Genomic DNA, 25,210 nt, shown 5'->3' on the forward strand with positions numbered 1-25,210 from the left:
TTTTTTTGTGTCCAGAAAACCGCGCCTATATTACAACGCCCAAAAATATTACTCGGAATAATTAAAATGTATCTTGAATCCAGTCAATTAGTGTTTTCGCCATCAGACATAACTCAGTTTATGGATAGTCCTTTTGCTTCATGGATGGAGCATCTGGCTCTGACACATCCTAATTCGTTACCAATCCCAGACAAGAATGATGGGTTAATGGATGTACTGCAAGGTATGGGACATCAACATGAATCAGCGGTATTGGCTTCTTTTATAGAACAGGGATTATCAATAGTTAATCTCAAAAAACAGGCGGATCCTTTAGGGGCAACAAGTGCTGCCATGCAAACTGGGGTGGATGTTATTTATCAGGCCAGTTTGGAGCTGTCGCCATTTCGAGGGTACGCAGATTTTCTAATTAAAGTGCAGGGAACAAGTCGTTTGGGCGATTATTATTATGAAGTATGGGACAGCAAGCTTGCTAAATCAGTGAAGCCCTGTTTTATAATTCAATTATGTTGTTATGCAGAAATGCTTGAAAAAATTCAAGGAAAGCGACCTGAATACATTACTGTTATTCTGGGAAATAAAGAACAAAAAAAATTTAGAACGGATGATTACTATTATTTTTATCGTAATTTGAAACACCTTTTTTTAGAAACTCATCAGGGTTTTATTCCAACAAAGTGCCCTGATCCGTCCTCGTCTAAAAGTTGGGGAAGGTGGAGCAATTACGCAGAAGAGTTACTCAAAAAGGCTGATCACCTAGTCCAGATAGCTACTATTACAACAAGTCATATTAAGAAATTGAATAAAGCAGGTATTACCAGCATGACTGCTCTGGTTAATGCTGAAAATAACCTGATCAGAGGACTAAAACCTGAACTATTAAAACGGTTAAAAACCCAAGCTAAAATGCAACAGGAAAGTGCAGGAAAAGAAGTTCCTGTTTATCAATTAATCCCCCATGAGGCTGGAAAAAAAATGGGGCTGGCTTTGCTTCCTCGGCTATCATCACATGATGTTTTCTTTGATATAGAAGGTTTTCCTCTTGAAGAGGGTGGTTTGGAATATTTGTGGGGCGTTACCTATTTTGATGAACACGGCGAACGTCGATATAAGGATTTTTGGGCTCATAATCAGGAGCAGGAAAAAAAGAGTTTTAAGGCTTTTATAAATTGGGTTTATGAGCGCTGGCAACATGAGCCAGGAATGCATATCTATCATTATGCAAGTTATGAAATTTCTGCCTGCCGTAAATTAATGGGTAGATATGGAATTTGCGAATATGAAGTGGATCAGTTATTGCGTAACGAAGTTTTTGTTGATTTATACAAGATTGTAAAGAGTTCGCTGCTCATTGGAGAACCAAGGTATTCCATTAAAAACGTAGAGCATCTATATCGTAATAAGCGAGATACAGAGGTGGGATCAGGGGGTGATTCTATTGTTGTCTACGAACGCTGGCGAGAAAATCCTGATGGAGATACATGGCAAACATCCAAAACTTTAAAAAATATTCGTGATTATAATATTGATGATTGTAATTCAACCCAGGAACTGATGCTGTGGTTAAGAGAAAAGCAGAAAGAGCAAGGGATCACATACCTTGGTAAGACGCAATTCATTGAGCCAGAAGTTAAGGAGGAACACGAAGAGCGCGTTAAACTTCGTGATAGATTATTAGCTAAAGCAGAGCAATTTAAAAACGAGGGTAATGAATTCCGCGCCAAAATGAATGCAGTTTTTGCCTGGTCTATTGAATTTCATCGGCGAGAAGCAAAACCGGTATTTTGGCGTTTGTTCGATCGTTTGGGATTAAGTGAGGAAGAGTTACTTGATGATATTGATTGTTTGGCTTATTGTCGCCGGACGAATAAAGCGCCTTATAAACCAACCCCCCAAGCGCGTAATCTCGTATATGAGTATACTTTCGATCCCAATCAGGAGTTTAAGGGGAATGCAAAACAGTATTACATTTTGGGTGAGGAAACGGAGGACGGTAAGAATATTAAAGCAACTTATCATGCGCAAGGCAGTGATTTAGAGCAGGGATTAATTACTCTACAAGCTAAAAATCCACCGGAGGAGCAGATTACACTGATTCCTGATGAGTTCGTAAATCCCAGACCCATTCCAGAGGCTCTTGCAAAACAGGCAGAAGCCTTTGAACAAGAAAGGCTTAATGAGACCGCAATAGTGGATTTTTTAAGTAAAGCTATTCCCCGTATAAATGACCATCTTGCCGGCAACCCCATAGCTCCCAGTCATGATCCAAAACAGCGATTACAGGAAATTATCCATGCTGTTCTAAATTTAAACAACAGCTATCTCACCATTCAGGGTCCACCGGGAGCAGGTAAAACATATACCGGGAAACATCTGATTGCTGAACTGCTTAAAAGAGGAAAAAAAATAGGAATATCATCGAATAGTCATAAAGCCATCAATAATTTGCTGATTAGTACTGCTGAGTATTGTCAAGAAAAAGGAATTTCAGGACATTTTGCTTGTACCCGTACTACTGATTCTGCAATTAATAAATTGAATATAGCTGTATTAGAAAATAAAAATATCTTTGATTTTACTCAACCATCCTGCGTGATAGGAACAACCGCCTGGGGTTTTGCCCTCGAGGATCTTGAAAATACCTTTGACTATCTTTTTATTGATGAAGCAGGTCAAGTTAGCGTTGCTAACTTGATTGCTATGAGCAGGGCAGCCCGCAATATCATTTTAATGGGTGATCAGATGCAGTTAGGACAACCTTCCCAAGGTAATCATCCGCAAGACAGTGGTTTATCTATTCTTGATTATTTGTTGCATGACACACCTGCTATTCCTGAGAATATGGGTGTATTTCTTGGTACTACCTATCGTATGCATTCGGCAGTTAATCAGTTTATTAGCGAGGCCATTTATGAGGGAAAACTGGAAACAGTTCCTGAAAATGATCATCAATCCATAAGTGTTCCTGATGGTTATCAAGGCTTGTTAAATAAAGAGGCTGGAATTTTTGCCATACCTGTCCTGCATGAAGGAAACACTCAGGCAAGTGATGAAGAAGTAGAGAAAATTTACTCCCTAACCCAAGATTTATTGGGTAGAAGCTTTAGAGAAAAAGATGGCACGCAACGGTTAATTGGCTGGGAAGACATCCTTTTTGTTGCTCCATACAATCATCAAGTTAATAAATTAAAATCCACGTTGGGCGAACAGGCTAAAGTGGGTAGCGTGGATAAATTTCAGGGACAAGAAGCACCAATAGTTTTTTTAAGTATGTGTGCGAGCAGTGCTAATGAATCTCCGCGCGGATTAAATTTTTTGTTTGACAAAAATCGTATCAATGTTGCCATCTCACGAGCCCAATGTATGGCTATTGTTGTTTACAACCCGGCGTTACTCGATACCCGGGTAAATAATATACAACAAGTAGCAGCGCTCAATGTATTTTGCCAGTTAATAAGGTCAGGAGATACGGTTTAAGGCATCATGCCCCTCCACGGGGTTGGCATAAAGGTAAGACAACGAATGGCGCGGAAAAGTACGGTAAAAATATAGGACACTGCTAATATCAATTATGTCTTTTAGGTATGATAACGGCAGCAAGATTTCTCTAACAGCCATGTGCTATTTCCATAAATTACTAAAGCTGTTTATCTCTCGAAGGGTATTAAGATGAATACGATACGTGCTTTTTTCGCAATTATGCCACCTAAATCAATGCGTGATGTTCTAGAGAATATTTTAAATACACTAGAGCATTCTGTTCCAGAACGTTCTATGCGATGGATGAACCTTGAAAATTTACATATCACCTTGCAATTTTTAGAAAAGGTGTGGCCAGAAGATGTAAATCCATTAATTAAACGAGTTCGGACTGAATTAAAAAATACAAGTGTATTTGAATTGCAAATTAATCAGTTAGAGTGGTTTCCAGAACCGAAGCATCCTAAGATTCTGTCTTTGGCAGTGGGGCCACAGGAGATTTTAAAAGCACTGTCAGACTCAATTGGATATGCAATAAGCTCTTTAAACTACTCAGTTGAATCAAGGCCTTATCGAGGACATATGTCGATAGGACGCTTATCTCAGCATCGCTCGCAACATCCATTATTACCTCAAATAAAGGTACCAATTATCCCGGCAATACTTATCGATGAGATTTTTCTGATAGAAAGCAAACCCGGTAACGGAAAAAACAGCTACTATCCTTTAGCCCAATTTAACTTAAGCTAGCAAACTTGACTGCTTACGTGCCTTAATTAATACAATTCAAGTTGGATATCCCGGAGCGTTATGCGTCCGGGAAAAGAAGATAATTTTTTTAGTGATGGACATCGAGAGGTTCAATATTGCCAGTAGTAAATACAGGACCATGATCCCCTGGCTCATAGGTATTAGGGTTTTGATTATCTAAAACCTCAAGTTGAACACTCACCCCTTCAACAGGATAGTTTTTCATTAATTCCCTTCCCATCTGAGTGGCTAAAATTTCCCAAAATACTTCTGCTGGAAACTCTTCTGATGGTTCCATGTATTTGAGCACGTCTTCTCGCATCACTCTATAGTCAATATATTTTGAAGAAGCTAATCCTTTATTGTATGCAAAACGCACATAAACAGTGACTTTTTGCCCTCCCTGGCGTTGAGTATCATATTTGGGAATGACAAATTGAAAGTAATTTCGTTCATCATGTGTATTTTGATTTGAGGCGGCCCAAAGCGATGCGGGACCAAAGGAAATTATCGCGAGGAAGACCATCGCCTTTAAAAGGTTATTCATTATATTCTCCACGTAACCGTTTAATAAATCACAGTAACAATTTTTTGTAATTGCTGTGACGGATAAAAAACTAAAACGATAGCAGAGCAGGTTTTGGCGGTTTATATATGAATGTTTTAATTCCAGAGCATAAAATACTAAAGCAGATGAAAAATAGAAGTTTACTTGTTGTTGAGAATAGATCAAAAATGAGCGAGTGTTTCATAGTACAGGCTTGAGTTTGTTTGCAATCATAAGATCCATTACTTTGTGTTTTTTGGGAGCAAGGATTGTGGTGCTGATTTAAGGTATAGGATTTTGATACGTGCGAATCAGGCAACGATTTGCCATTTTTAAAACCAGAAAGAATGATCACCAAAGCCAGGGCGATGAAGAAAAAATATTTTTTCATGATCAATATTATAACAATATAGTCAAATTATTTCAACATTAAATATTAGAGTTCGTGTATAGCAAACTTGATTGCAAACCTAAATTTCGTCAGTCATCCTTGCTCGCAATTTTAATAAAAAAGGGTAAGGGATGACGCGTTACAAAGTCCACAGAGATCACCAGAGATCTAAAATTACTATTGATATTGAACGAATAAATCGGCACTCGGAAATACCACTTCCTTCGAAAGAAACATCTCAGTTGCCTACTAAACAATCATCTGTAACGTAATCAGTAAGTTCTGATATTCCAGAATAGAACAGTACTTGTAAGCTTGGAAAGGCCGGTCCTGATAAAATGGTAAAGATCCTCTTTCTCGGGTAAACAAGTAAAGTTAGTTGGTAAAATATAGTGCTCTTATTTTATTGGGAATACTAAAAAAAGAGGTCCATTTATCGATTGTTGCATGGTGTAGCTCATGGAACTAAGAAGGATTACGTTCCGCTTCTAAGAGTTGCAAATCAACTATGCAAACATAAAGTTATAACTTTCTTTCTCGAGGTTTCACAGTTGATTCAGATCATGAGCGATGACTTGAACATTTTATTATTGAAAATTAAGGTTTTTTTAATTCAATATGGTAAAATAAAAACCATTATTCTATGGGGTGTTCATTATATGGGTAAAAAATATAATCTGGTTTTATCTCTTTTTAGTAACCACGAATCTACTGAATTGCTTAGACAAAAATGCGAACAAAAAAATGGAATAACAGATACCATCTCTATTGAGTTTGATGGATGGTGCGACATCAAACCTTTTTCTCTAGCTGATCAATTGAAATTTAAAAAGTTAACTGGCTCGTCACACTTGTATATTCACGGACATGGTGGGGTTGGCTGTGATTTTTTGGGAAATAATAACGATAATTATTTATTTTATAAATCGTTAGCCGAAATAATCGTTCGCCATGTGAATTTGAATAAAATTGCTGGATTACATATTCGGTTATTTTTTTGCCATAGTTCAGCAAGCCTGACTGTAACCGCTGATACCAGTTTTGCCTCAAAGTTAATGGATCATTTAAGATTTAGTGGTATAAACAATATAAAACTTATTGGAAATACTGACTCGATTACAATTATTCAAAATCCACATACAAAAAAAATATACAGTTACATGCAAACGGATATAGAGAAAAATATTCGGGATCAATATAAATTAAATCGTACAGAAGCATTAAATAAAGCAAAATCTGTTTTTCTACTTCATCTTCAGTCTCTAAATTCTATTTTTTTTGATGAAGAAACGTTGCGTTATATTGACGAAAGATTGTTGGTTGAAATAATGTTGGATAGAAAAAAAACCGGTGAGTTCATTGCAGACCTTTGTGGGTTTATTTTACAAAGAGGTTTTTTAACTTTAGCCAATTCCATGCTGTTGATAACCCTCGTAGGAACCCTGGCTAAGGCAAAAGAAAAACTTGAGACTTTGTCAGTGGAATATCAATCAACAGAGTTTGATAACACCATGAGACAATTAAAATCTGCTAACTTTGCAAGACCAAATGCAAAAATTTTGTTCCAATGGGATGGAGAAAACAAGGTTAACGTGGATTGTTATGAAAGCAAACGACACTTAAGCTTTGTCTAGGATGTCCTGAATTTGTGAGCTTATGGGTAAAGAAACCCATAAGCAAAGCTATATCTTTATAGTATATTTCAAAAATCAATATTCGAATCACCTGCTGAACAGCGTTTATTAAAAGCAATATTTTTTAGGGGTTTGTTCCTGCTCTTGCTCTTCATTATCCCATTTTCTTTTATTGCCAGAGTCAAAAAATGTAACCTTGATATTGTATCCTGTCAGAATCGCCGGGTAAGTGTCTGCCACTGAGCCCGGACTAATCCGAGCCGCGCGCGTCAGCAAGCGGAATTATCTCGAGATGCTTATGTGGTGCATGGAACCTGCCGCACTTTAAGTAAGATTAATTCAGCCAATGATGGCATTTCAAATTTTTTAGTCACCCTATCGTAAATATACTGATAAACGTTAACTTTCAGTTTTCTGGCCGTCTGTACAATCGTGGCAAACGTATCCTTTGATTTGGTGCCATTTTGGGAGACCGTTTGGAGATTGATGTCGCGTATCCTTGCTTGAAACCGTGTCCCTAATTCAGAGGCATTGTTGTGCAATGGCAGAAATGGATGGTCTAACACCAATAATAACGCTTGTTTTTTAGCACGTGTCTTTGCAATGCGTTGATCTAAAACATCATAGCCTGTCGTGGTTGCGAACAAAGTATCAAATTGCATTGATAGTTGTTGGGCCATTGATTGAGATGGAGCCGTCTTGTAAGTCAATAATGCATGGTAGAAATCCCATAATTGCTCAAGAAATACAGCCAATATATTCTGATTCATATCTGAGAATGGAGTGAGTTTTTTATAATGACGACCTTCATGGATCCAGCACAGCGCATGATGTAGGGCCAATTTATTAAACTGAGGCGCATCATCTGTCATTAAATAATGGATGAAGTATTTCGAGTGCTGATAATAGGCAAGAGCTGCTGACTCAAGAATTATGCGTCGATTCGTGCTGTGTTTTTTTGGATTTGGAAAAAGTGTTCCCATCAAACTATCGATTGATTCACGTGTGAGGGGTTGTGCATGCAGCATTGGTTTAATTTGATCCAACCATTTTTTTGCGAGACCAAACTCATCCATTAACTCATAAGCCTCCTGATTAAACATAAACTTTAATTGGTCTCGACACAGCAACTCCAATAAGGTCAAGCGATCTTTTTTACGACGAGTGAAGTATGCTGTAAAAAAGTCATTACATAAAACATGGGTGTAGTGATTTTTGCCGTTAACACGACTGCCTGTGTCATCCATCTGCTGGTACAAGCCTGCGTTGCTACCGGCATCGACAATATCTTCTTTTTCCTGATGAAAAATATCATTGCCTTCTGTCAGCATGGAAGCAATTTTACCATGTGATATTTGAATACCACATGTTTTTAAAAAGCGCTCAATGGCGCTCTCCGTCATCCCTGCATCACGGTATAATGTGATGACCAGCGCTTTAACCCCAGGACCAAATTCACTGCCCTTATATTCGCCAGGAATCGGCGCAATAAAGGTTTTTTTCAAAGATGGTGAGTAATACGTTTCCAGCTTGAATTCAACATTATCCGTGATGATTTTTAGATCCTGGATGATTCGAATCTCAAAACCCTTGAACTTGGCGTCATCTGGCAGCGTTGCTTTGTCCAGAGCAATCGTAACACGTCTATCAATACGTACGTTTTTTTTGTCTTTGCCTGTGTTTTTATTGTTCCCTTTACCACGTTTATTGCGATCTCCTTCAGATGAATGATTGGAATTGCCTGTATTATCGCCATTGCTACCTTTGGATTGACCGCGAATATTAGGTTTGCCCTGTTCACCCTTAAGGCGGTTTATCTCATCACGTAATACTTGGTTTTCCTCTCTGAGCAAAGCATTTTCTTCGGCAAGCATTTCGACCAAATTAACCAATACCTTAATGATAGTCACGTATCCGTTCGGTGAACTACGGGTTGCATTAGAAGAAGGGGTTAATTCATCTTGAGATTAAAAGGAAGAAGATTCGTGAAGTCTTCTGCGGTTTTACAGAAGCGGATTTTTTCGAAGAGGACTTTGAGGTAATCAAAAGGATTAAGGCCATTGGACTTAGCTGTTGCAATAAGGCTATAGAATAATGCCCCAGCATGAGCCCCTCTAGGGCTTCCAGACATGAGCCAGTTTTTTCTGCCCAGAGCAAAAGGCCTAATGATGTTTTCAATGGCATTATTATCAATCTCGAGCATCCCATCAAGCAAATAAGCAGTAAGCTCCTTCCATCGCTGAGACATGTAAACTAAGGCATCACCCAGCTTTGATTTGGGTACCGCATTTTTTAAGGATTGGTCAAGCCAAGTCTTTAAAGCGTCAAGAATGGGTTTTGATTGTTCGAGCCTTATCTGATAGCGTTGTTCTGCCGTATAGTTCCCATCCCGAGCAATTTTTTCAATGGCATAGAGCTTTTGAATATACGCCACGGCCTGATGTGATTTACCTGTGGTTTTAGCCAGTTTGACAAGCTCAGCAAAAGGACGTCTGGCATGTGCAAAACATCCCAAATGAATAATATCAGGATGGTCATCAACCCAGTCATAACCAACATACCCATCTGTTTGTAAATAGCCTTTAAACTCTTTAAGTAGTTCTTTAGGCCATTGGGCTTGTCGGGTTTCACGATAATCAAACACAATGATTTTTTTATCCGGTTTGTGATTCTGGTATACCCACATATAGCTCTTGGATGTATTTTTTCGATTAGGCTCATCCATCACCTGAAGTGGTGTTTCATCGGCCTGAAGGTAGTTTGATGCAACCAGCTCTTTGATTAGAGCGTTCCTCATTGGGCTACATACCTCAGATGCTGCCATTATCCATCCACATACTGTATTGCGAGCCATCTCAATGCCCATTCGTTTCCAGATGTGCTCTTGACGGTATAAAGGGAGGTGGTCTTGGTATTTACTAATAATGGCATGAGCTACAAGGCTTGGTGTGGCAATGCTTTTAGGAAGGAATAATTGCGGCATAGGGGCAATGCTTACCCCTTCATCACAACGATTACATGCATATTTGGGTCGCACATGGGCAATGACCGTCAGCTTTGCAGGAACAAACTCTAGCTGTTCCGTGACCTCTTCGCCAATACGTTGCTTCATACAGCCGCAAGCACACAGTTTTTCTTCTTCTGCAATGTCATGCTCAATGGTTTCACGGGGTAACTCTGGAGGTAATGGGCGTCGTACTGGTTTTTTGCGAGTATAGGTGACCGTAATTGTATTATCTTCTTGCGGCAGCTCTGTGACCTCTATGCTTTCTGCTTCATCAAATTGCAACTCGCCTTGCAGAATATTGTGTTCAGATGAGGGAGAGTATTTACGCTGTTGAGCCAGTTTGAATTGCTCTAGCATATTAAAATACTTTTGCTTCCATTCCAGAGCTTCTTTTTTTAATTGATTAATTTCTTCCTGCAAAGGCATTAAAAGTGATTGGTCTTTTGAGGAAATCATGGCTGGTTTAGTGCTTGTTTTAATGGTGATATTATACCATAACCACCATGATTTCTTCAGTGTTTTTCAATGAAAATCACGGTAAATCACCGGGTTTCCTCCTTGATGAAAGGTGAATTTATTGCTGGCCATGAGCCATTTTAAGTGCTCTTTTGTCAGCTCAATATGACCTTGGGTATTGCGGGGGAAAATGAATTTCCCTTTCTCTAATCTGCGGTACCATAAGGTAAAACTCTGCTCTTCATAGTACAGTGCTTTTAACTTATCTCCTCCTCTGCTACGAAACAAAAATAAATGACCTGCACTAAGCTCCATTCCAAAAACTTCATGCACCAGAATGGCTAGAGTATTAATGGATTTGCGCATATCAGTTATTCCACAATATAAATGCACTTGAACATCATCTGGAATTAACATAAGGTCATCAACTCCCTTAATAATATCAGTCGGTGTTGATGGTCAGCTGCATCAAGTTCACAGCGTATTTTATTAGGGAGTTCAATAACTAATTTAAACACTGCCTTAGCAGAAGGTAATGGAGTAATAATAAGTGGCTCAAATAAAGCCTCTTTGGCTGGGGTAACTGCTTTAGACTCTTTCTTGAATTTATTGCGATAAAATCTGAGCCTGGAGTCTGATATTCCTTTATTACGGCAAAATAATCCTGGTGCTAAACCACTTTCCTCATAGGATTTAACCATGTCACTCCAGTACTCATCTCTTTTTGTCATCGTCTACTCCAATAGTTATGGTGTAGCGATCTTCTTCAATTTTCACTTATTCCTCTAGGTGTATTTCACCGAACGGATACATAGTCACGGCCTTTTTGTCGGCAAGACTATCGATATCTTTTGTTAACTCATCTAAAACTTGTTTGATTTCTTGGCGTTTCATCATCTACCACTGCGTTACTAATGCTGATACGGCAATCATAACATGACTTTTTTTGAACGCATTTTTCGAGTTTTAACGCCACTAAGGGCTAAGAAAAAATCTGACCTCAGGAGGGAGATGTTTTATTAGTGAAAGGGGCTACATTGTGATCTTGGGGATCTTAGGGCATGCATATTGCATGACTTACGTTTGATATGGAAAAACATCAGTTTTACAGAAAAACCGTGTCAATAGGTATTTTGAATATTTTTAAAGAATTCCGCTTGCTGACGCGCGCGGCTCGGATTAATCCGGACTCAGTGGCAGACACTTACCCGGCGATTCTGACAGGATACGTAAATTCCTTTAAAAAACCATTGAATTCGATTTCAGATGGCTTTGCAGTGTCGTTAACAGCATAAGACGCAATTGTAATGCCAAGTGCTTTGGCTTCATTCTTTTTATCTAAAATGCTTTGTCCTGATACCGCGACAATAAAAAAAGTCATAGTTTCATCTTTTTTAGCTTATATTTTATTGTAATGTACTTACCTTAAGGAAAAATGAACAAGACTTACGCAAAACCCATAAAGCTTTGTACCGGACAATTTTTAAAAAAAGAAGAATTAAGAAAGAAATAACTCGCTGATATTAAATGTATTTCATATAATCTTTCCGTCTAAAAAAAGGTGTGAATATGAAATATATCAGCGAATTAAGAGAGATTTAAGGTCAACAATTGGATTTGCACAAGTCTAGATTGGATTTTTTTGCACAAATGTTGCTAGCTTTATTTACAGTTCGCAGTGTGAGTTTAAGTGGAATTGCTGTCGCAATGCAGGATAAAACCAATAAAGAATCGCGGCTCTTCTGCGCATCTGTAGAAATTAATCATGCGTAAATTTAGAACCCTTGGAAATCGAGAAACAGGCGCTGAAAAATAGTTTTAACAGCCGAGAATCCGTAGCATCGTCTTTTTGCTACTTTTATTTTATTATTCATTTCTTCAACAAAAACGCTGTTCTTTCGCTTTTTAAAGTAATTGACGATGTACGGCTTGTACTTACCCAGTGTTGAAATAAGGCCATCAAAACAAGTGACCTCACTTTGTTCAACCTTTTTAATCCATCTGTTTAGTTTAGCCATCCCTGATTTTCTTCCGCAGTGTGTGTTGAAAATATTGGTTAACTTCAGGGAGTAGCTATGGGCTTTTTTGAGTTTGTCGGAATGTTTATATAACAGCTCTAACTTTGATTTATCCACATCAGACAAGCATTCATGTTGCTTTCGCAATATCCACATCATACCTTCTAACTTTGCATATTCACCACTATCAAGCTCTGATTTAAGGCGTTTCATTTTTTTTATTCTCAGCTTATCAAGCGGTTTCCTATATAATTTTGCGACATGATATCTATCTATTACAACAGATTGTGGACCAAATGCTCCAATAGCAGCATAGACGAAAGCATCATGCATGTCGGTGCAAACGCTTCTGACTGTTTTTTGTGGTCGTGGCGGAATGGATTCAAAATATGACTTTATATCCGCCTTGCCTCGCCCTTCAATCACGGCAAGTACACGTATTCTGCCATCATTTAATCGCGTGCTAATAATGGTCATGTATTCGTCATGCCCCTTTTTTAAAGCTATTTCATCAATACCAAGTGTATCCAGTGATTTGAAATTTTCCCAATCCACATGCCCTGCAACAAGCCTGTCCAAAGCCGCCTGCATGACTTTGTGGCCCAACTTTTTTTTAATTGAAACATTCGCAATGGTGCTGTGAATCAAGCTACGCATTATGTATTCTTCGAGCCCTTTGGTGATCCTGGCATTACGGTCAGTCCAGTCATATTGCTCTGTTGTCGTGGGGTAGTCATCACAGTGTCCGCAAATAAGCGGTCTTCATTAATGATCTAGCGCAAATGCAGTGTTTGGTGTACTTTTAGCCCACACAAAATTACGTAGCCCCAAAGAGCCATGATAAGGATATCTCTAAACGAAGAAGAACGAGCTGCATTAAAGCGATTGAGACTTGAACGAAAATCAAATATTGGTGAACGAGCGCATTATGTATTATTAGCCGCATCAGGCATGTCAGCCCCTGAAATATCTCGCCATTTAAATAGGAACATTATCACGATTCGACTGTGGCTTAATCGTTATGTTAAGCAGGGTTTATCAGGATTTACTCCTCGCAAGCCCCCGGGTCGTCCAGCAAAGAAAGCTCCGCTTATTGAGACACATCTTCAGGAGCTTTTGAGTAAATCGCCACAAGATTATGGATATCAGGAAGCAGGCTGGCAGCTTAATTTACTACGCGATTGGTTTGAAAAAAAGGGATGTAAGGCATGCGACAACACGTTGATGAAATCGCTTAATATGTTAGGGTTTGTTTATAAGCGCTTTTCTAAAACGATGCCACAAAATGCACCTACCGCTGCAGAGAAGAAAATTAAGATAGGTGGCATTGTAGAACGGATCAAAAAGGAACCATCGGAAGATATTGAAATTTTTTTTGTAGATGAGTCACATTTTTCAAATCAACCTTATGTCAGCTGTGGTTGGTTTAAATGTGGTGAAAAAAAGCGGTGAATACCGTTAAAAATAGACTGAGCAAGACATTATTTGGTGCATTAAACCTGAAGACAAGCAGGTTTAACTGGAAACAAGCAGATACAGGGAATAGCCAGAAATTTATTATGTTTCTGCATCAGCTGCACAAGGCAAATCCTGATAAAAAATTAATGATCATTCTTGATAATGGCTCAATCCACAAAAGCAAGAAAGTTCAGAAATTTATCAAAAAGCATGGGTGGGTAGAGTTATTTTATCTTCCACCATATTCGCCGGAATATAATCCAATAGAACGCTTTTGGCATTGGTTAAAGCAAAAAGTATATGGCTGCAAATCGTTTACGAAAATGGAAGAGCGTATACAGCAAATCAGAAAATTAATTTGGCATTACCACGAGGGCAGAACCATTTCGAGGATAAATTTTAATTATGAAGCTTATGCCGATTTACTCTAGATCATTAGTGAAGCCTGCTTATATCGGACGGGCACAATTTCTAAATAGACCGGTTGATCAAAAATCGGTAGGTGTCTAATCCTTCTTATTGGTGCGCGCCAATTGGGTTTTATCGCGGGTTTTCCACACTTGTGGCAGGTACTGTGAGCATGTTTATTCTTTACTTAAAAGACAATATTGCCTTCAATATCAATACGTTACGAGACAACTTCAAGCGATTTTATATCCAATGGAAGAGTGATTTGACTCATTATTTCCGCGACATTCTAATTTAGATGCCGCATTCTAACCCTTATACAGATTGGGTTCCACTACCTACAGATGCGCAGAAGAGCCTTATTATTTCTGAAGTTCTCAGCTAGAACCCGAATATAACTGGACAAATTGTCGCTAAGATACGACAATTAACCATGATAGAAATTAAACCTAAACAAATACGGTTCTATCAAATCAGGGAAAATTCCTTATAAAGAGTGGCTTGATGGCTTAAAAAATTCTAAAGTCAGGCATCGAATACGTGCCCGATTAGATAGAGTTGAACTGGGAAACCTGGGTGATTATAAAATTTTATCCGATGGTGTTTCAGAGTTAAGATTTTCATTTGGCTCAGGATATCGTATTTATTTTGCGGTGGAGATAAAAGTCGTCAGGAAAAAGACATTGATACCGCAAAACAATACTGGGATGATTTACAGGAGCGCTGTGATGAATAAAGATAAAATTTTACACAATACAGTTGATTACGATAGCGATCTGATTACGTCCTTAAAAGATCCAGAGGAGGCTTATGGTTATTTACAAGTTGCTTTAAAGGAATACCAAGAAGACAACAATCTTGAGGCTTTTTTGGTTGCCTTGAAAAATGTCGCCTCTGCACAAGGTGGCATGACAAAGCTTGCAAAAACAACCAAACTAAACAGACAAAATCTATACAAAATACTGTCAGAGAAAGGCAATCCACGGCTGGATAACTTTGGAACTATTTTAAAAGGACTCGGATTTAAGCTTTCTATTGAGCCATATAACCACGCGCCTTAATAGCCAATGTTTAAGAATATTATCGTGTAAGATGATCTGAGAAAAGATCATTACCAGTTTGCGTTCTTGTATAATGAGCAACATAATTGGTTTCAATATAATGAACCATCCCACCCACTGAGTTGGCAATTAATAGTAACCAGCTTAGTATACAAATTGACTGTTTGAAACAAGATGGATATTCATTACATTGGAGCCGTTTATTCTTTACCGGTGCAGGACGTTTATTGAGCATTGATTACTGGGTGAATCCAGTTTTTAATGTCGAATGGAGCAAAAAAAATGGAATTAAACAAGAATAATAACAAAAAGCGACTCTGGCTATCCCAGTTAAAACGATGGTTGCCTTTGCTGATCATCTTTTTGGTGCTGGCACTGATATTTGGCACAGGACTGCAAAAATATTTAAGCTTTGAAAGCCTTAAAACCCACAGAAATGTCTTATTGGAATGGACAAACACCCACTTTTTGTGGTCATCACTAATTTTTGTAGCGATTTATACCATTGCTGTGGCCGTTTCAATACCCGGCGCTACGTTTTTAACCTTAGCTGGCGGTTTTCTCTTTGGACCTGTGTTTGGCAGTATCCTGGTGGTTGCTAGTGCCACCATGGGCGCAACGTTGTTATACTTTGCAGTCAAAACCTCACTTGGTAATTGGCTTGCACAAAAAGCTACAGGCTGGATTAGCCGGATGCGTGAAGGGTTTCAAGAAAATGCCTTTTCTTATTTGCTGTTTTTGCGACTGGTTCCTGTATTTCCTTTCTGGGTGATTAATATTGTGCCCGCCTTGCTCGGTGTCAGTGCTGCCACTTTTGTTGTGGCAACCTTTTTTGGCATTATGCCGGGTTCAGTTGTTTATACGCTGGTTGGTAATGGACTCAGCCATATCTTTGCGACCAATCAAACGCCAAATTTAAGCATCATTTTTGACCCAAAGGTGCTGTACCCATTGCTGGCATTGGCAGCGATGTCTGTGCTACCCGTCATCTACCAAAAATTCATTAAAAAGCGAAAAGGAAAATAAGCATGAGTCACGATAACACGTTTGATTTAGCGATTATTGGCGGGGGCTCTGGTGGCTTAAGTCTTGCCTCAGGCAGTGCGCAGTTAGGTCTTAAGGTTGCTTTGATGGAAGGCCACAAAATGGGCGGAGATTGCTTAAATTACGGCTGCGTGCCTTCAAAAGCGCTTTTGGCAGCGGCAAAATCAATCTATCAGGCAAGACACCAGGCACCTGAATTTGGTGCTGATCTTGAATTTAAATCCTTGGATTTTAGCAAAGTGATGGGGCATGTCTCGTCTGTTGTCAAAACCATCGAACCGCATGACTCGGTTGAGCGCTTTGAATCTTTAGGCGTGAAGGTTTTTCAGGAGTACGGGCAATTTGTAGATGAAAATACAGTTAAGGCAGGCAGCCAAACGATTAGGGCCAAAAAAATTGTGATAGCGACTGGCTCATCCCCTTTTATCCCACCCATTAAAGGGATTGATACCATAAACCATCTCACCAACGAAACCATTTTTGATTTAAAAGCGCTTCCCGAACACTTAATTGTGATTGGCGGAGGCCCCATTGGTTGTGAGTTGGCTCAGGCCTTTGTGATGCTAGGTAGTAAAGTTACTATCGTAGAAGCGATGACCATTCTGCCTAAAGACGATAAAGATGCTGTGGCTGTTGTAAATCAAACGTTAAAGGATGTGGGAATCGATATTCTGGAGCACGCAAAAGTTAACGAGCTGGTGCAGAAAAATGAATTCACCATCGAAGTGAAGGTATCCAAATCCTCAGAAGATATCGTTCTTACCGGTTCGCATGTTCTGGTAGCTACGGGGAGAAAACCCAATGTGGACAAATTAGGACTTGATAAAGCCAGGGTCTCGTTCACAAAGAAAGGCATAGATGTCAATGCCAGATTGCAGACCAGTCAAAAACACATCTATGCCATCGGTGATGTAGTGGGACCCTATCAATTTACTCATATGGCGTCTTATCAGGCAGGAATCGTGTTACGTAATATCGCCTTTAAGATACCTGCCAAAGTCAATTACAAAGCCGTTCCCTGGGTAACCTATACCCATCCGGAGCTGGCCCATGTGGGCAAAGCTTACGCTGATATCAAAGAGCCCTCAGAGTTTACTATAACCAAATGGCAATTCAGTCAATCCGATAGAGCGCAAACAGAAGGTGAAACTACAGGAATGATCAAAGTGGTTAGCAACAAAAAAGGCACAATTTTGGGTGTCACTATTGTTGGTTTGCACGCAGGTGAGCTCATTTTGCCCTGGGCCATGGCCATACGAGAAAGTAAAAGTCTTCGGGCTTTCACCGATACCATAGCCCCCTACCCAACGCTAAGTGAGATTAGCAAACAAGTATCTGGTGAGTTTTACAAGCCTAAACTGTTCTCCAAAAAGGTACGCACGCTTGTTTCCTTGTTACAAAAATTATGGTGGTAAAATGATAGAAGCCTATATAAGAATCCCTTATCAACGGATTTTAGTCGATCCTGCGGCAAGAAAAATACAAGACAAAATATCTCCTAACCAACTGACGTTGCTTTCAGGGGCTGTGGGACTTTTGATCTTGCCTTGCCTATATTTTGGCGCCCATTCATTCGCAATCATTTTATTATTGTTGTCAGGATATCTCGACACCCTCGATGGTACCTTAGCCAGATTGACCGGGCATTCCTCTGACTGGGGAAGCGTGCTTGATATCACCGTTGATCGCTTGGTGGAGTTTATTGTTATTTTAGCACTTTGGTTCGTGGCACCTGAGGCAAGAGGCTTTTGGATCATCATGATGCTAGGCAGTGTTTTACTCTGTATTACCAGTTTTTTAGTGGTCGGAATTTTTACTGCCAATGAATCTGAAAAAGGCTTTTATTATAGTCCGGGCATTATGGAGCGAGCTGAAGCCTTTGCTTTTTTTATCGCCATGATTGTGTGGCCCAACTGGTTTTCCATCCTTGCCTTTTTCTTTTCTTTGCTGGTGTTAGTCACCGCGATTATCCGGCTGAAACAGTTTTATAACGCCCAATCTAAGCTTTTGCCTAAAACCCGTGAAACTGTCGACAGGAGTTGATCTCATGATTAAAAAAATCGCCTGTATCTTCAGTGGCTTGTTGTTATTGGTTAGCACATCCTTTAGCGCACCGCAGAAAAACCTTTGGTCTTTTTGGAACCAGTCCAATGAAAAAAATACTAAAGCCATTTCGCATAGTATGTTTCAGGATTTTTTAAATCGTTATTTATTTAAAGGAGAAAGTGGTGTTAATCAAGTGCATTACAGCAAAGTCACTGCTAAGGACAAGCAAGCGCTGAACCAATACATCGAAAAACTTAAAAGCCTACCTATAAAAACATTCAATAAAAAAGAACAACTGGCTTACTGGATTAATCTTTATAACGCATTAACCATTCAATTGATACTCAAACACTGGCCGGTTCAAAGTATTACCAAAATCAATATTTCACCGGGTTTTTTTAGTTTTGGTCCCTGGGATGCGCCACTTATCTCCATTGAAGGACAAAAAGTCACGCTAAATGATATTGAACACCGAATTTTGCGGTCTATCTGGAATAACCCCTTACTGCACTATGCACTGAATTGCGCCTCCATGAGCTGCCCGCAATTGCAAAATAAAGTATTTACAGACCAAAACAGTCAGGTTTTGATGAATAAAGCAGCAAAGAAGTATGTCAACAGCCCTTATGGCGTCACGGTAGACGCCAACAGCTTAAGTCTTTCAAAAATCTATCAGTGGTATCAAGGAGATTTCGGCAACGATGAATCGCAGGTTTTAAAACATATTGCCCAATTTGCTAATCCTAAACTAAAGAAACAACTTTTAGAGAAGCAAAAATCGATTTCTTACTATTACAACTGGGATATCAATGGACGTTAATCAAGAAGGAACTATGAATTTTGAAAAAAACTGGCGGTCTCGCTGTTGAGTATGAGAGTCACTGTTTTTATTGTCATACTGATGTGGACCATTGATAAGCTGATACGACCGGAACATGCAAGTGCGGTTTATGAAAAATTTTACGGATTATCCGACGTGATGGGCTATCTGATACAGAGACTGGGTACTCTGGAGCTTCTATTACTGATAGGCTTTGTTTTGGGCTTATGGAAGTCATTTACCTACTTAATTGTTTTTATTCTTCATACTGTTTCAGTATTTTCCACGATTGGTGCCTATTTCAAGCCCTTTACCGGTAACCACTTATTGTTTTTTGCTGCCCTTCTTATGTGGGCTGCCTGCTTAAGTCTCTATCTTTTACGGAACAAAGATACACTTTTAAGTATAACTAATAAACAAAATTCTCAAGGATAGGAGCACACCATGGCGGAACATTATCAAATGAAAGCAACACTCAAAGAGAAAAATGAAGTCGATAGTAAGGCAAAAGAATTGTTTGAACGTTCTGAAATAGAGCTCAAAATGATTCCTAACCCTTACAAGGCTATGGCAAATGCACCGGAAATTCTTATGGCTTATATAGAGGGAGACAAAAACTTCCGTGAAAATTCGGGATTCACAGCTTCTGAGCAGGAAGTGATATTGCTTACCCTTAGTAATGAAAATGGCTGTGAGTATTGTATGGCGGCACACTCCACCATGGCCGATTTTTACTCTAATGTACCCCCGGAGGTGACCAACGCAATACGTGAAGACAAGCCGATTGAGGATAATAAATTAAACGCCCTGGCTGTGATGACAAGAGAAATGCTTTTATCGCGTGGTCGCCCGAAACCCTCTGTGGTTGAAGATTTTTTAAACGCCGGATACAGCGAAACAAACCTGCTTGATATTATATTGCCAATTTCTGTAAAAACCTTATCAAATTACACGAATCATCTTTTTAATACACCGGTGGATAAAGCTTTTAAGGCTCGAGAATTCAAGGTCGTGCAGTTTGCCGCGCGCGTATTAAAACATTTTAGAAAATAAAAAAACAAAGGATGCCAGGGATGGATGTTATCATTCAGTCAGCGCTTAACGGGGATGAAGAAAGTTTTAATGCGTTAATCCAAACCTATACGCCGAGCTTAAAAGCCACGCTTCGATCGATAGTGAATGAGGCGACTGCTGCCGATATTATCCAGGAAACCTGGTTATCTGTTTATACTCACCCAGGTGATTTCAAACAACAATCACATTTTAAAACCTGGTTTTACCGCATTAGCATTAACAAAGCTAAAACCCACTTTAAAAGTGCCTGGATACAAAAAATCACACCGGAATCTGATAGCTTATATGAGCAATTTGAGAATAAAAATAGCAGTAGGAAGGTTCCTGAACTTTGGGGCATGGAATCGCATGAATCACTACTGGATCAGGAAGAGCTCGCCGTTTTTATTCAGGCAAACATTGAACATCTACCGCAACAGCAGCGAATGGTATTTTTCCTGCATGATATTGAGCAGTTGTCTTCTAAAGATATCTGTTCCAGATTGAGTTTAAGTCAGCTCAATGCTTTTTCGCTATTACATTGAGCAAGAAAATTTCTATATGTTCAAATTGAGAATTTTTAACCAAAGGAAATAATAAGGATATAAAATGACTGACATTCTTAATCGAAAACAAATCGAACAGTGCACTAACTGGAAAGAAGTCTATTCCAATTTAAAAGCGCTCTTTATCAACTGTACCCTAAAGCGTTCTCCCGAACTATCCCATACTGATGGACTGGTAAAAATATCCCGGGCCATCATGGAGCGACAAAAAGTACAGGTTGAGGAAATTCGGGCGGTTGATTTTGACATCGCCAATGGCGTTTATCCAGATATGACTGAACACGGCTGGGAAAAAGATAACTGGCCAGACATTTATAAAAAAGTCATGGCCGCCGACATTCTTATTTTAACTTCACCCATCTGGCTTGGCGAAAAATCTTCGGTGTGTACGAAGGTTATTGAGAGATTGTATGGTAATTCAGCCAATTTAAATGACAAAGGGCAATACAGCTATTATGGCCGCGTAGGAGGCTGTTTAATTACAGGCAATGAGGATGGCGCCAAACACTGCGCGATGAATATTTTATATTCTTTACAGCACTTAGGTTTTGTTATCCCACCGCAGGCGGATGCCGCCTGGGTTGGTGAAGCAGGTCCAGGTCCATCCTACCGTGACGAAGGATCGGGTGGTCCGGAAAACGATTTTACTAACCGTAACACCACCTTCATGACCTGGAATCTGATGCATCTGGCAAATCTGTTAAAAAAAGCCGGCGGTATGCCTGCTCATGGCAACCAACGCTCAGAATGGGATGCTGGATGTCGCTTTGATTTTACTAATCCTGATTATCGTTAATAGTAATAAGGAGGCGCTCATGCGCTTGTCAAAAGATCGTTTCCAAAAAATCCCCTGGTATTTGAAACCTTTTTTCTGGAATCAAGAACGTAAATACGGTCAGTATTTAGAGCCAGCCAAAGTCTGGGCCAGTGTGCCAAAGCTTTTTTTGGGCGTTGCCAGTATTGTTGGGACGTTGGAGAGAAAGCGCTCTCCTGTTTCTCCAGTCATTCGTTCCCTGGTCAGCATCAGAGTATCGCAAATAAACTGGTGTTCTTTTTGTGTGGATTTGAATTCATTAACTATAATGAAACGTATAAACAACAGTGAAAAAGTTGATGCGCTTGAAAATTGGCGAGAGTCAGGGCTATTTTCACCCGATGAAGCCACAGCCCTTGATTATGCTGAACAAATGACTGAGAGCAGGCAGCAGGTAACAGATAGCTGCTTTGAACGATTAAAATTGCATTTTGATGAAGCGGCTATTGTAGAGCTTACAGCACTGATTGCCTTTCAGAATATTGATATGGGTCCGCATGTCTGGAACAAAATTAAGGAAAAATAAGAGCTATTCATCCATCATTTATAGTTAAAAATTCACTCAAATTAACCTATTTAAACCTACTCAATACCGTATGAATAGTGATTGCTACTACGAATTGTCTTAGGTCATTTTACCACAACTCTATCAGAATGACTTATCCACAAGTCCACAGGTCAGGAGAGCTTCACTTTCTCGTATAGGCCTGTGGGCCTTGTGGGTAAGTCATGACGCTCTCATTTAGGGTTTATGGTCTTTTCCGGCCATAATACACCTCTGCGGGCGTTAAATAATTAAAGGACTGGTGAAGCCTTCGGTTATTATAATACTCAAAATACTCCGTTAAGGCCAGCTCAACCTCTTCAATTGTATCAAAATCATACCGGTAGATTTTTTCTTGCTTAACACTACGCCACAATCGCTCGATAAATATATTATCTAAATAACGTCCTCGCCCATCCATGCTGATAGAAATGTGGTGAGATTTTAGCGTATTTATCCAATCTTTTGAGGTAAATTGAGAACCCTGATCCGTGTTAAAGATCTCACAACGCGAATGCAGCAAAGCGTTTCTAAGCGCCTCAATACAAAATTCAGCCTCCATAGTAGGTGAAATAGCCCATCCAATCACATAACGACTATACCAGTCCATAATAGCTACTAAATACACATGCTTTCCTTTCATGCGGATGTAGGTGATATCTGCGGCCCAAACCTGATTTGGTTTGGTGATATCCACCTCTTTTAATAAATAAGGGAACACCTCATGCTCCTTATTGGGAACGCTTGTATTTGGCTTTGGGTAAACAGTCGATAACCCCATCATTTCCATCAACTTTTTTACTCGACGTTTACCAACAGGATAGCCTACTTCTTTTGACAGCCATCTTGCCCGCTTAATTTTACCTTCACATGGATACTGCAGATAGTGCTCATCAAGTAGCGCCATAAGCGCTTCATCTTCGACAGAAATGGGCTTGGCACTATAATAATAACTTGAAACAGGCAAGTCTAATAGCAAGCATTGTTCACGAATGGTGAGCTCGGCAAGAGGATCAATCATGACGCGCTTTTCATCCAGACTAAAGTTCATGCTTTTTTTTTAGCCAAGATAGCTGCGCTTGAAGTCGACCAATTTCTTGATATAATGCCTCAACAAGCTGCTCTTGGGACTTGGCTTCTTTTTCATTAGCCCCAGAGAATAAATCGTTAATGGCTTTGATGGCCGATTGCTTCCAAGTTTTTACCTGCGTTGCGTGAACACCGTATTCACTGGTAATTTGCGCTTGTGTGAGTTTCCCCTCAATCGCAGCTAGCGTTATTTTTGCCTTCTTGGCCGCCGTATAATAAGCTCGCTTTTTAGACATTTTATTCTCCTCTTTGTATTAAGAAGAATAGCTCTTAAAAAACCTTTTTTTGTGTCCAGAAAACCGCGCCTATATTATATGTCGAGCAAATTTAACAGCGCTTTAGGTATTGAACCACAGGGATTGTGTAAAAAAAAATAAAAACAATAGGAAGAAAGATATGCAGATGTTGAAGCGAAAAAAATTAAAGTCTCGATATTGGTACTGGTTATCCTGTTGGTTGCTGCTGTTTTGGTACGTTTTTATATCCGTTATCATACCAAACCATTAATGACTCTCCATGTAAAAGAATACAAACTAAATGAATACCCGGATAATCCGGCATCTTTAAGCAGGCAACATGGAAAATACTCGCATGAAAAATTACAGTTAAAAAAAGAAAATGGTTCACATTTCACCTTTATCTTCCTGCCAGGCAATAAAGAAAGTCAGGGCAAGATCACGAGTGACTTTAAATTAAACTGATTATGTGATCTCATATCTCCTTTATTTATAAAGGAGCAGAAATGTCATCATTAGTAGAATGTTTTTCGATAATTCGCGATCCTCGTCAAGAAAGTAAAATTGATCATAAACTAATCGATATCCTTGTTCTGTGTGTTTTAGCCGTCATTTGTGGAGATGAAGGCTGGCAGGATATAAAAGAAGTGGGCCATGCTCGTTTAAATTGGCTGCAAGAACGTGGTTTTTTTAAGAAAGGAATTCCTGTTGATGACACGATTGCAAGGATAGTGTCTAGCCTTAATCCAGAAGAATTACAAAGCTGTTTCATCAAATGGATGGCGGCAGTTGAAGAAGCAACAGACGGTAAAATTGTGGCAGTTGATGGAAAAACCCTGCGCCATTCATATAACAAGAAGAAACGTAAGTCTGCGATTCACATGGTGAGTGCATATGCTTGCGAAAATGGCGTTGTACTTGGACAAAAAAGGCAGATGATAAATCAAATGAGATCACGGCTATCCCGGCTTTACTTGATTTATTGGATATTATAGGTTGCATTGTGACCATCGATGCTATGGGTTGCCAAGAGAAAATTGCAGAAAAAATTGTTAGCAAAGAAGCTGACTATGTATTGGCTGTAAAAGACAATCAGAAACAACTTCACGAAGAAATAATCGATTTTTTTGAAACATCTCGCCGATTTGAATTTAAGAACGTCAGATATGATTACTTTGAGGAGGCTCATAAAGGACATGGCCGTGTCGAGCTGCGTCGATATTGGATCAGCGACATGCTGGATACGATTAGCAATCCTGGACGATGGGCTTCTTTGCAAGGCATTGGAATGGTTGAATCAGAACAATATATCGATGGTAAAACAACTTCTGAAACCCGATATTTTATTGTATCAATAGCTCCAAACGCTAAAGTATTTGCTAATGCAGTTAGAAAGCATTGGGCTATCGAGAATCAGTTGCATTGGGTATTGGATGTGTCATTTAGAGAGGACGACTCGAGAGTTAGGTGTGATAATGCCTCTGAGAATTTTGGTGTGTTTAGACATGTCGCTATTAATGCGTTACGTAACGAAAAATCGTGTAAGAAAGGGGTAAAAGCCAAGCGATACAAAGCAACCTTACAACCTGATTATGCACAGAAAGTATTAAATGGTATTTTTTGAGCACTCATGTGGTTGCCCTGTAAAGAAAGTGAGTTCTGTCGCAAAAAGTTATCCGTCAAGGTAAGATCTGGCGTTTTGCATGTAAATCAGCATGCAAAAATGACCCCCTTTTAGGGTAAATCAGCATCCAATTTTGACCCTCTAAAATCGAGTAAAACGTGTAC

The 25,210-nt window shown here is 39.4% G+C and carries 23 protein-coding genes and 3 pseudogenes; 17 read left to right on the top strand and 9 right to left on the bottom strand.

The window, feature by feature from the left end:
- Positions 1-66 precede the first annotated feature (66 nt).
- Positions 67-3,477, top strand: coding sequence for a TM0106 family RecB-like putative nuclease (locus HRS36_RS14120; RefSeq protein WP_173237799.1), 3,411 nt, complete (start codon positions 67-69; stop codon positions 3,475-3,477).
- A 192-nt stretch (positions 3,478-3,669) separates the two neighbouring features.
- Positions 3,670-4,230, top strand: coding sequence for an RNA 2',3'-cyclic phosphodiesterase (gene thpR / locus HRS36_RS14125; RefSeq protein WP_173237800.1), 561 nt, complete (start codon positions 3,670-3,672; stop codon positions 4,228-4,230).
- An 88-nt stretch (positions 4,231-4,318) separates the two neighbouring features.
- On the opposite strand, the gene HRS36_RS14130 is transcribed toward thpR, so the two are convergent.
- Positions 4,319-4,777: a hypothetical protein gene (locus HRS36_RS14130; protein WP_173237801.1), complete on the bottom strand. Its 459-nt coding sequence runs from the start codon at positions 4,775-4,777 to the stop codon at positions 4,319-4,321.
- Positions 4,778-5,731: 954 nt separating this feature from the next.
- On the opposite strand from HRS36_RS14130, the gene HRS36_RS14135 reads away from it, so the two are divergent.
- A complete protein-coding gene (locus tag HRS36_RS14135) occupies positions 5,732-6,802 on the top strand; it encodes a hypothetical protein (protein ID WP_173237802.1) in 1,071 nt (356 codons plus the stop codon).
- Positions 6,803-7,098: 296 nt separating this feature from the next.
- Here the strand turns inward: HRS36_RS14135 and HRS36_RS14140 are convergent, their stop codons facing one another.
- The 6 genes from HRS36_RS14140 to HRS36_RS14165 form a co-directional block, all read right to left on the bottom strand.
- Positions 7,099-8,712 (bottom strand): IS66 family transposase, encoded by a 1,614-nt coding sequence (locus HRS36_RS14140; RefSeq protein ID WP_173237803.1) that lies wholly within the window; start codon positions 8,710-8,712, stop codon positions 7,099-7,101.
- Between the two features lie 41 nt (positions 8,713-8,753).
- A complete protein-coding gene (gene tnpC, locus HRS36_RS14145; RefSeq protein WP_173236282.1) occupies positions 8,754-10,265 on the bottom strand; it encodes an IS66 family transposase in 1,512 nt (503 codons plus the stop codon).
- A gap of 66 nt (positions 10,266-10,331) precedes the next feature.
- Positions 10,332-10,682 (bottom strand): IS66 family insertion sequence element accessory protein TnpB, encoded by a 351-nt coding sequence (gene tnpB / locus HRS36_RS14150; RefSeq protein ID WP_173236281.1) that lies wholly within the window; start codon positions 10,680-10,682, stop codon positions 10,332-10,334.
- A complete protein-coding gene (tnpA, locus tag HRS36_RS14155) occupies positions 10,676-10,996 on the bottom strand; it encodes an IS66 family insertion sequence element accessory protein TnpA (protein WP_173236280.1) in 321 nt (106 codons plus the stop codon). The genes tnpB and tnpA overlap by 7 nt, the downstream gene beginning before the upstream one ends.
- Positions 10,997-11,469: 473 nt before the next feature.
- The gene (locus HRS36_RS14160; protein WP_173237804.1) at positions 11,470-11,646 is read right to left on the bottom strand and encodes a hypothetical protein; all 177 of its coding nucleotides are present in this window, start codon (positions 11,644-11,646) and stop codon (positions 11,470-11,472) included.
- Between the two features lie 394 nt (positions 11,647-12,040).
- Positions 12,041-13,036: an ISL3 family transposase gene (locus tag HRS36_RS14165; protein ID WP_173238537.1), complete on the bottom strand. Its 996-nt coding sequence runs from the start codon at positions 13,034-13,036 to the stop codon at positions 12,041-12,043.
- Positions 13,037-13,234: 198 nt separating this feature from the next.
- On the opposite strand from HRS36_RS14165, the pseudogene HRS36_RS18975 reads away from it, so the two are divergent.
- The 12 genes and pseudogenes from HRS36_RS18975 to HRS36_RS14230 all read left to right on the top strand — a co-directional run bounded on the left by HRS36_RS18975 (position 13,235) and on the right by HRS36_RS14230 (position 22,079).
- Positions 13,235-14,172 (top strand): annotated as a pseudogene (locus HRS36_RS18975) (IS630 family transposase).
- A 513-nt stretch (positions 14,173-14,685) separates the two neighbouring features.
- Positions 14,686-14,757: pseudogene (locus HRS36_RS18885) on the top strand (hypothetical protein); the annotation flags it as partial.
- A 120-nt stretch (positions 14,758-14,877) separates the two neighbouring features.
- Positions 14,878-15,210 carry a helix-turn-helix domain-containing transcriptional regulator gene (locus HRS36_RS14190; RefSeq protein ID WP_173237807.1) on the top strand — a complete coding sequence of 111 codons (333 nt, stop codon included), beginning with the start codon at positions 14,878-14,880 and terminating at the stop codon, positions 15,208-15,210.
- 282 nt (positions 15,211-15,492) lie between these two features.
- The gene (locus tag HRS36_RS18730) at positions 15,493-16,236 is read left to right on the top strand and encodes a TVP38/TMEM64 family protein (RefSeq protein WP_226905477.1); all 744 of its coding nucleotides are present in this window, start codon (positions 15,493-15,495) and stop codon (positions 16,234-16,236) included.
- A 2-nt stretch (positions 16,237-16,238) separates the two neighbouring features.
- A complete protein-coding gene (locus tag HRS36_RS14195; protein WP_226905478.1) occupies positions 16,239-17,669 on the top strand; it encodes a dihydrolipoyl dehydrogenase family protein in 1,431 nt (476 codons plus the stop codon).
- Between the two features lies 1 nt (position 17,670).
- On the top strand, positions 17,671-18,297 hold the full coding sequence (locus HRS36_RS14200) for a CDP-alcohol phosphatidyltransferase family protein (protein ID WP_173237808.1): 627 nt from the start codon (positions 17,671-17,673) through the stop codon (positions 18,295-18,297).
- A 4-nt stretch (positions 18,298-18,301) separates the two neighbouring features.
- Positions 18,302-19,120 (top strand): DUF547 domain-containing protein, encoded by an 819-nt coding sequence (locus HRS36_RS14205; RefSeq protein ID WP_173237809.1) that lies wholly within the window; start codon positions 18,302-18,304, stop codon positions 19,118-19,120.
- A 156-nt stretch (positions 19,121-19,276) separates the two neighbouring features.
- Positions 19,277-19,555: a hypothetical protein gene (locus HRS36_RS14210; protein WP_197933192.1), complete on the top strand. Its 279-nt coding sequence runs from the start codon at positions 19,277-19,279 to the stop codon at positions 19,553-19,555.
- A 9-nt stretch (positions 19,556-19,564) separates the two neighbouring features.
- Positions 19,565-20,173 (top strand): carboxymuconolactone decarboxylase family protein, encoded by a 609-nt coding sequence (locus HRS36_RS14215; protein ID WP_197933193.1) that lies wholly within the window; start codon positions 19,565-19,567, stop codon positions 20,171-20,173.
- 20 nt (positions 20,174-20,193) lie between these two features.
- Entirely contained in the window at positions 20,194-20,718 is a 525-nt protein-coding gene (locus tag HRS36_RS14220) for an RNA polymerase sigma factor (RefSeq protein ID WP_173237811.1), read from the top strand.
- Positions 20,719-20,782: 64 nt separating this feature from the next.
- Entirely contained in the window at positions 20,783-21,535 is a 753-nt protein-coding gene (locus HRS36_RS14225) for a flavodoxin family protein (protein WP_173237812.1), read from the top strand.
- A gap of 19 nt (positions 21,536-21,554) precedes the next feature.
- Positions 21,555-22,079: a carboxymuconolactone decarboxylase family protein gene (locus HRS36_RS14230; protein WP_173237813.1), complete on the top strand. Its 525-nt coding sequence runs from the start codon at positions 21,555-21,557 to the stop codon at positions 22,077-22,079.
- A 223-nt stretch (positions 22,080-22,302) separates the two neighbouring features.
- Here the strand turns inward: HRS36_RS14230 and HRS36_RS14235 are convergent, their stop codons facing one another.
- Together HRS36_RS14235 and HRS36_RS14240 are read right to left on the bottom strand one after the other, a co-directional pair.
- Complete coding sequence (locus HRS36_RS14235) at positions 22,303-23,148, bottom strand: IS3 family transposase (RefSeq protein ID WP_173235473.1); 846 nt, start codon at positions 23,146-23,148, stop codon at positions 22,303-22,305.
- Positions 23,138-23,422, bottom strand: coding sequence for a transposase (locus tag HRS36_RS14240; protein ID WP_173235475.1), 285 nt, complete (start codon positions 23,420-23,422; stop codon positions 23,138-23,140). Before HRS36_RS14240 ends, HRS36_RS14235 begins: the two co-directional genes overlap by 11 nt.
- Before the next feature lie 216 nt (positions 23,423-23,638).
- On the opposite strand from HRS36_RS14240, the gene HRS36_RS14245 reads away from it, so the two are divergent.
- The gene (locus HRS36_RS14245; protein WP_173237814.1) at positions 23,639-23,887 is read left to right on the top strand and encodes a hypothetical protein; all 249 of its coding nucleotides are present in this window, start codon (positions 23,639-23,641) and stop codon (positions 23,885-23,887) included.
- Positions 23,888-23,928: 41 nt separating this feature from the next.
- Positions 23,929-25,046: pseudogene (locus HRS36_RS14250) on the top strand (ISAs1 family transposase).
- Positions 25,047-25,210 lie beyond the last annotated feature (164 nt).

Source organism: Legionella antarctica, from assembly GCF_011764505.1.
Taxonomy (GTDB): domain Bacteria; phylum Pseudomonadota; class Gammaproteobacteria; order Legionellales; family Legionellaceae; genus Legionella; species Legionella antarctica.

What these genes read in the sequence shown, in the direction of transcription:
- tnpC (WP_173236282.1), bottom strand. Translation starts at nt 10,265, where the DNA reads ATGATTTCCTCAAAAGACCAATCACTTTTAATGCCTTTGCAGGAAGAA.
- HRS36_RS14215 (WP_197933193.1), top strand. Translation starts at nt 19,565, where the DNA reads ATGGCGGAACATTATCAAATGAAAGCAACACTCAAAGAGAAAAATGAA.
- HRS36_RS14135 (WP_173237802.1), top strand. Translation starts at nt 5,732, where the DNA reads ATGAGCGATGACTTGAACATTTTATTATTGAAAATTAAGGTTTTTTTA.
- HRS36_RS14230 (WP_173237813.1), top strand. Translation starts at nt 21,555, where the DNA reads ATGCGCTTGTCAAAAGATCGTTTCCAAAAAATCCCCTGGTATTTGAAA.
- HRS36_RS14190 (WP_173237807.1), top strand. Translation starts at nt 14,878, where the DNA reads ATGAATAAAGATAAAATTTTACACAATACAGTTGATTACGATAGCGAT.
- tnpB (WP_173236281.1), bottom strand. Translation starts at nt 10,682, where the DNA reads ATGTTAATTCCAGATGATGTTCAAGTGCATTTATATTGTGGAATAACT.
- HRS36_RS14195 (WP_226905478.1), top strand. Translation starts at nt 16,239, where the DNA reads ATGAGTCACGATAACACGTTTGATTTAGCGATTATTGGCGGGGGCTCT.
- HRS36_RS14235 (WP_173235473.1), bottom strand. Translation starts at nt 23,148, where the DNA reads ATGAACTTTAGTCTGGATGAAAAGCGCGTCATGATTGATCCTCTTGCC.
- HRS36_RS14120 (WP_173237799.1), top strand. Translation starts at nt 67, where the DNA reads ATGTATCTTGAATCCAGTCAATTAGTGTTTTCGCCATCAGACATAACT.
- HRS36_RS14200 (WP_173237808.1), top strand. Translation starts at nt 17,671, where the DNA reads ATGATAGAAGCCTATATAAGAATCCCTTATCAACGGATTTTAGTCGAT.
- HRS36_RS14225 (WP_173237812.1), top strand. Translation starts at nt 20,783, where the DNA reads ATGACTGACATTCTTAATCGAAAACAAATCGAACAGTGCACTAACTGG.
- tnpA (WP_173236280.1), bottom strand. Translation starts at nt 10,996, where the DNA reads ATGACAAAAAGAGATGAGTACTGGAGTGACATGGTTAAATCCTATGAG.
- HRS36_RS14240 (WP_173235475.1), bottom strand. Translation starts at nt 23,422, where the DNA reads ATGTCTAAAAAGCGAGCTTATTATACGGCGGCCAAGAAGGCAAAAATA.
- HRS36_RS14205 (WP_173237809.1), top strand. Translation starts at nt 18,302, where the DNA reads ATGATTAAAAAAATCGCCTGTATCTTCAGTGGCTTGTTGTTATTGGTT.
- HRS36_RS14130 (WP_173237801.1), bottom strand. Translation starts at nt 4,777, where the DNA reads ATGAATAACCTTTTAAAGGCGATGGTCTTCCTCGCGATAATTTCCTTT.
- HRS36_RS14160 (WP_173237804.1), bottom strand. Translation starts at nt 11,646, where the DNA reads ATGACTTTTTTTATTGTCGCGGTATCAGGACAAAGCATTTTAGATAAA.
- thpR (WP_173237800.1), top strand. Translation starts at nt 3,670, where the DNA reads ATGAATACGATACGTGCTTTTTTCGCAATTATGCCACCTAAATCAATG.
- HRS36_RS18730 (WP_226905477.1), top strand. Translation starts at nt 15,493, where the DNA reads ATGGAATTAAACAAGAATAATAACAAAAAGCGACTCTGGCTATCCCAG.
- HRS36_RS14220 (WP_173237811.1), top strand. Translation starts at nt 20,194, where the DNA reads ATGGATGTTATCATTCAGTCAGCGCTTAACGGGGATGAAGAAAGTTTT.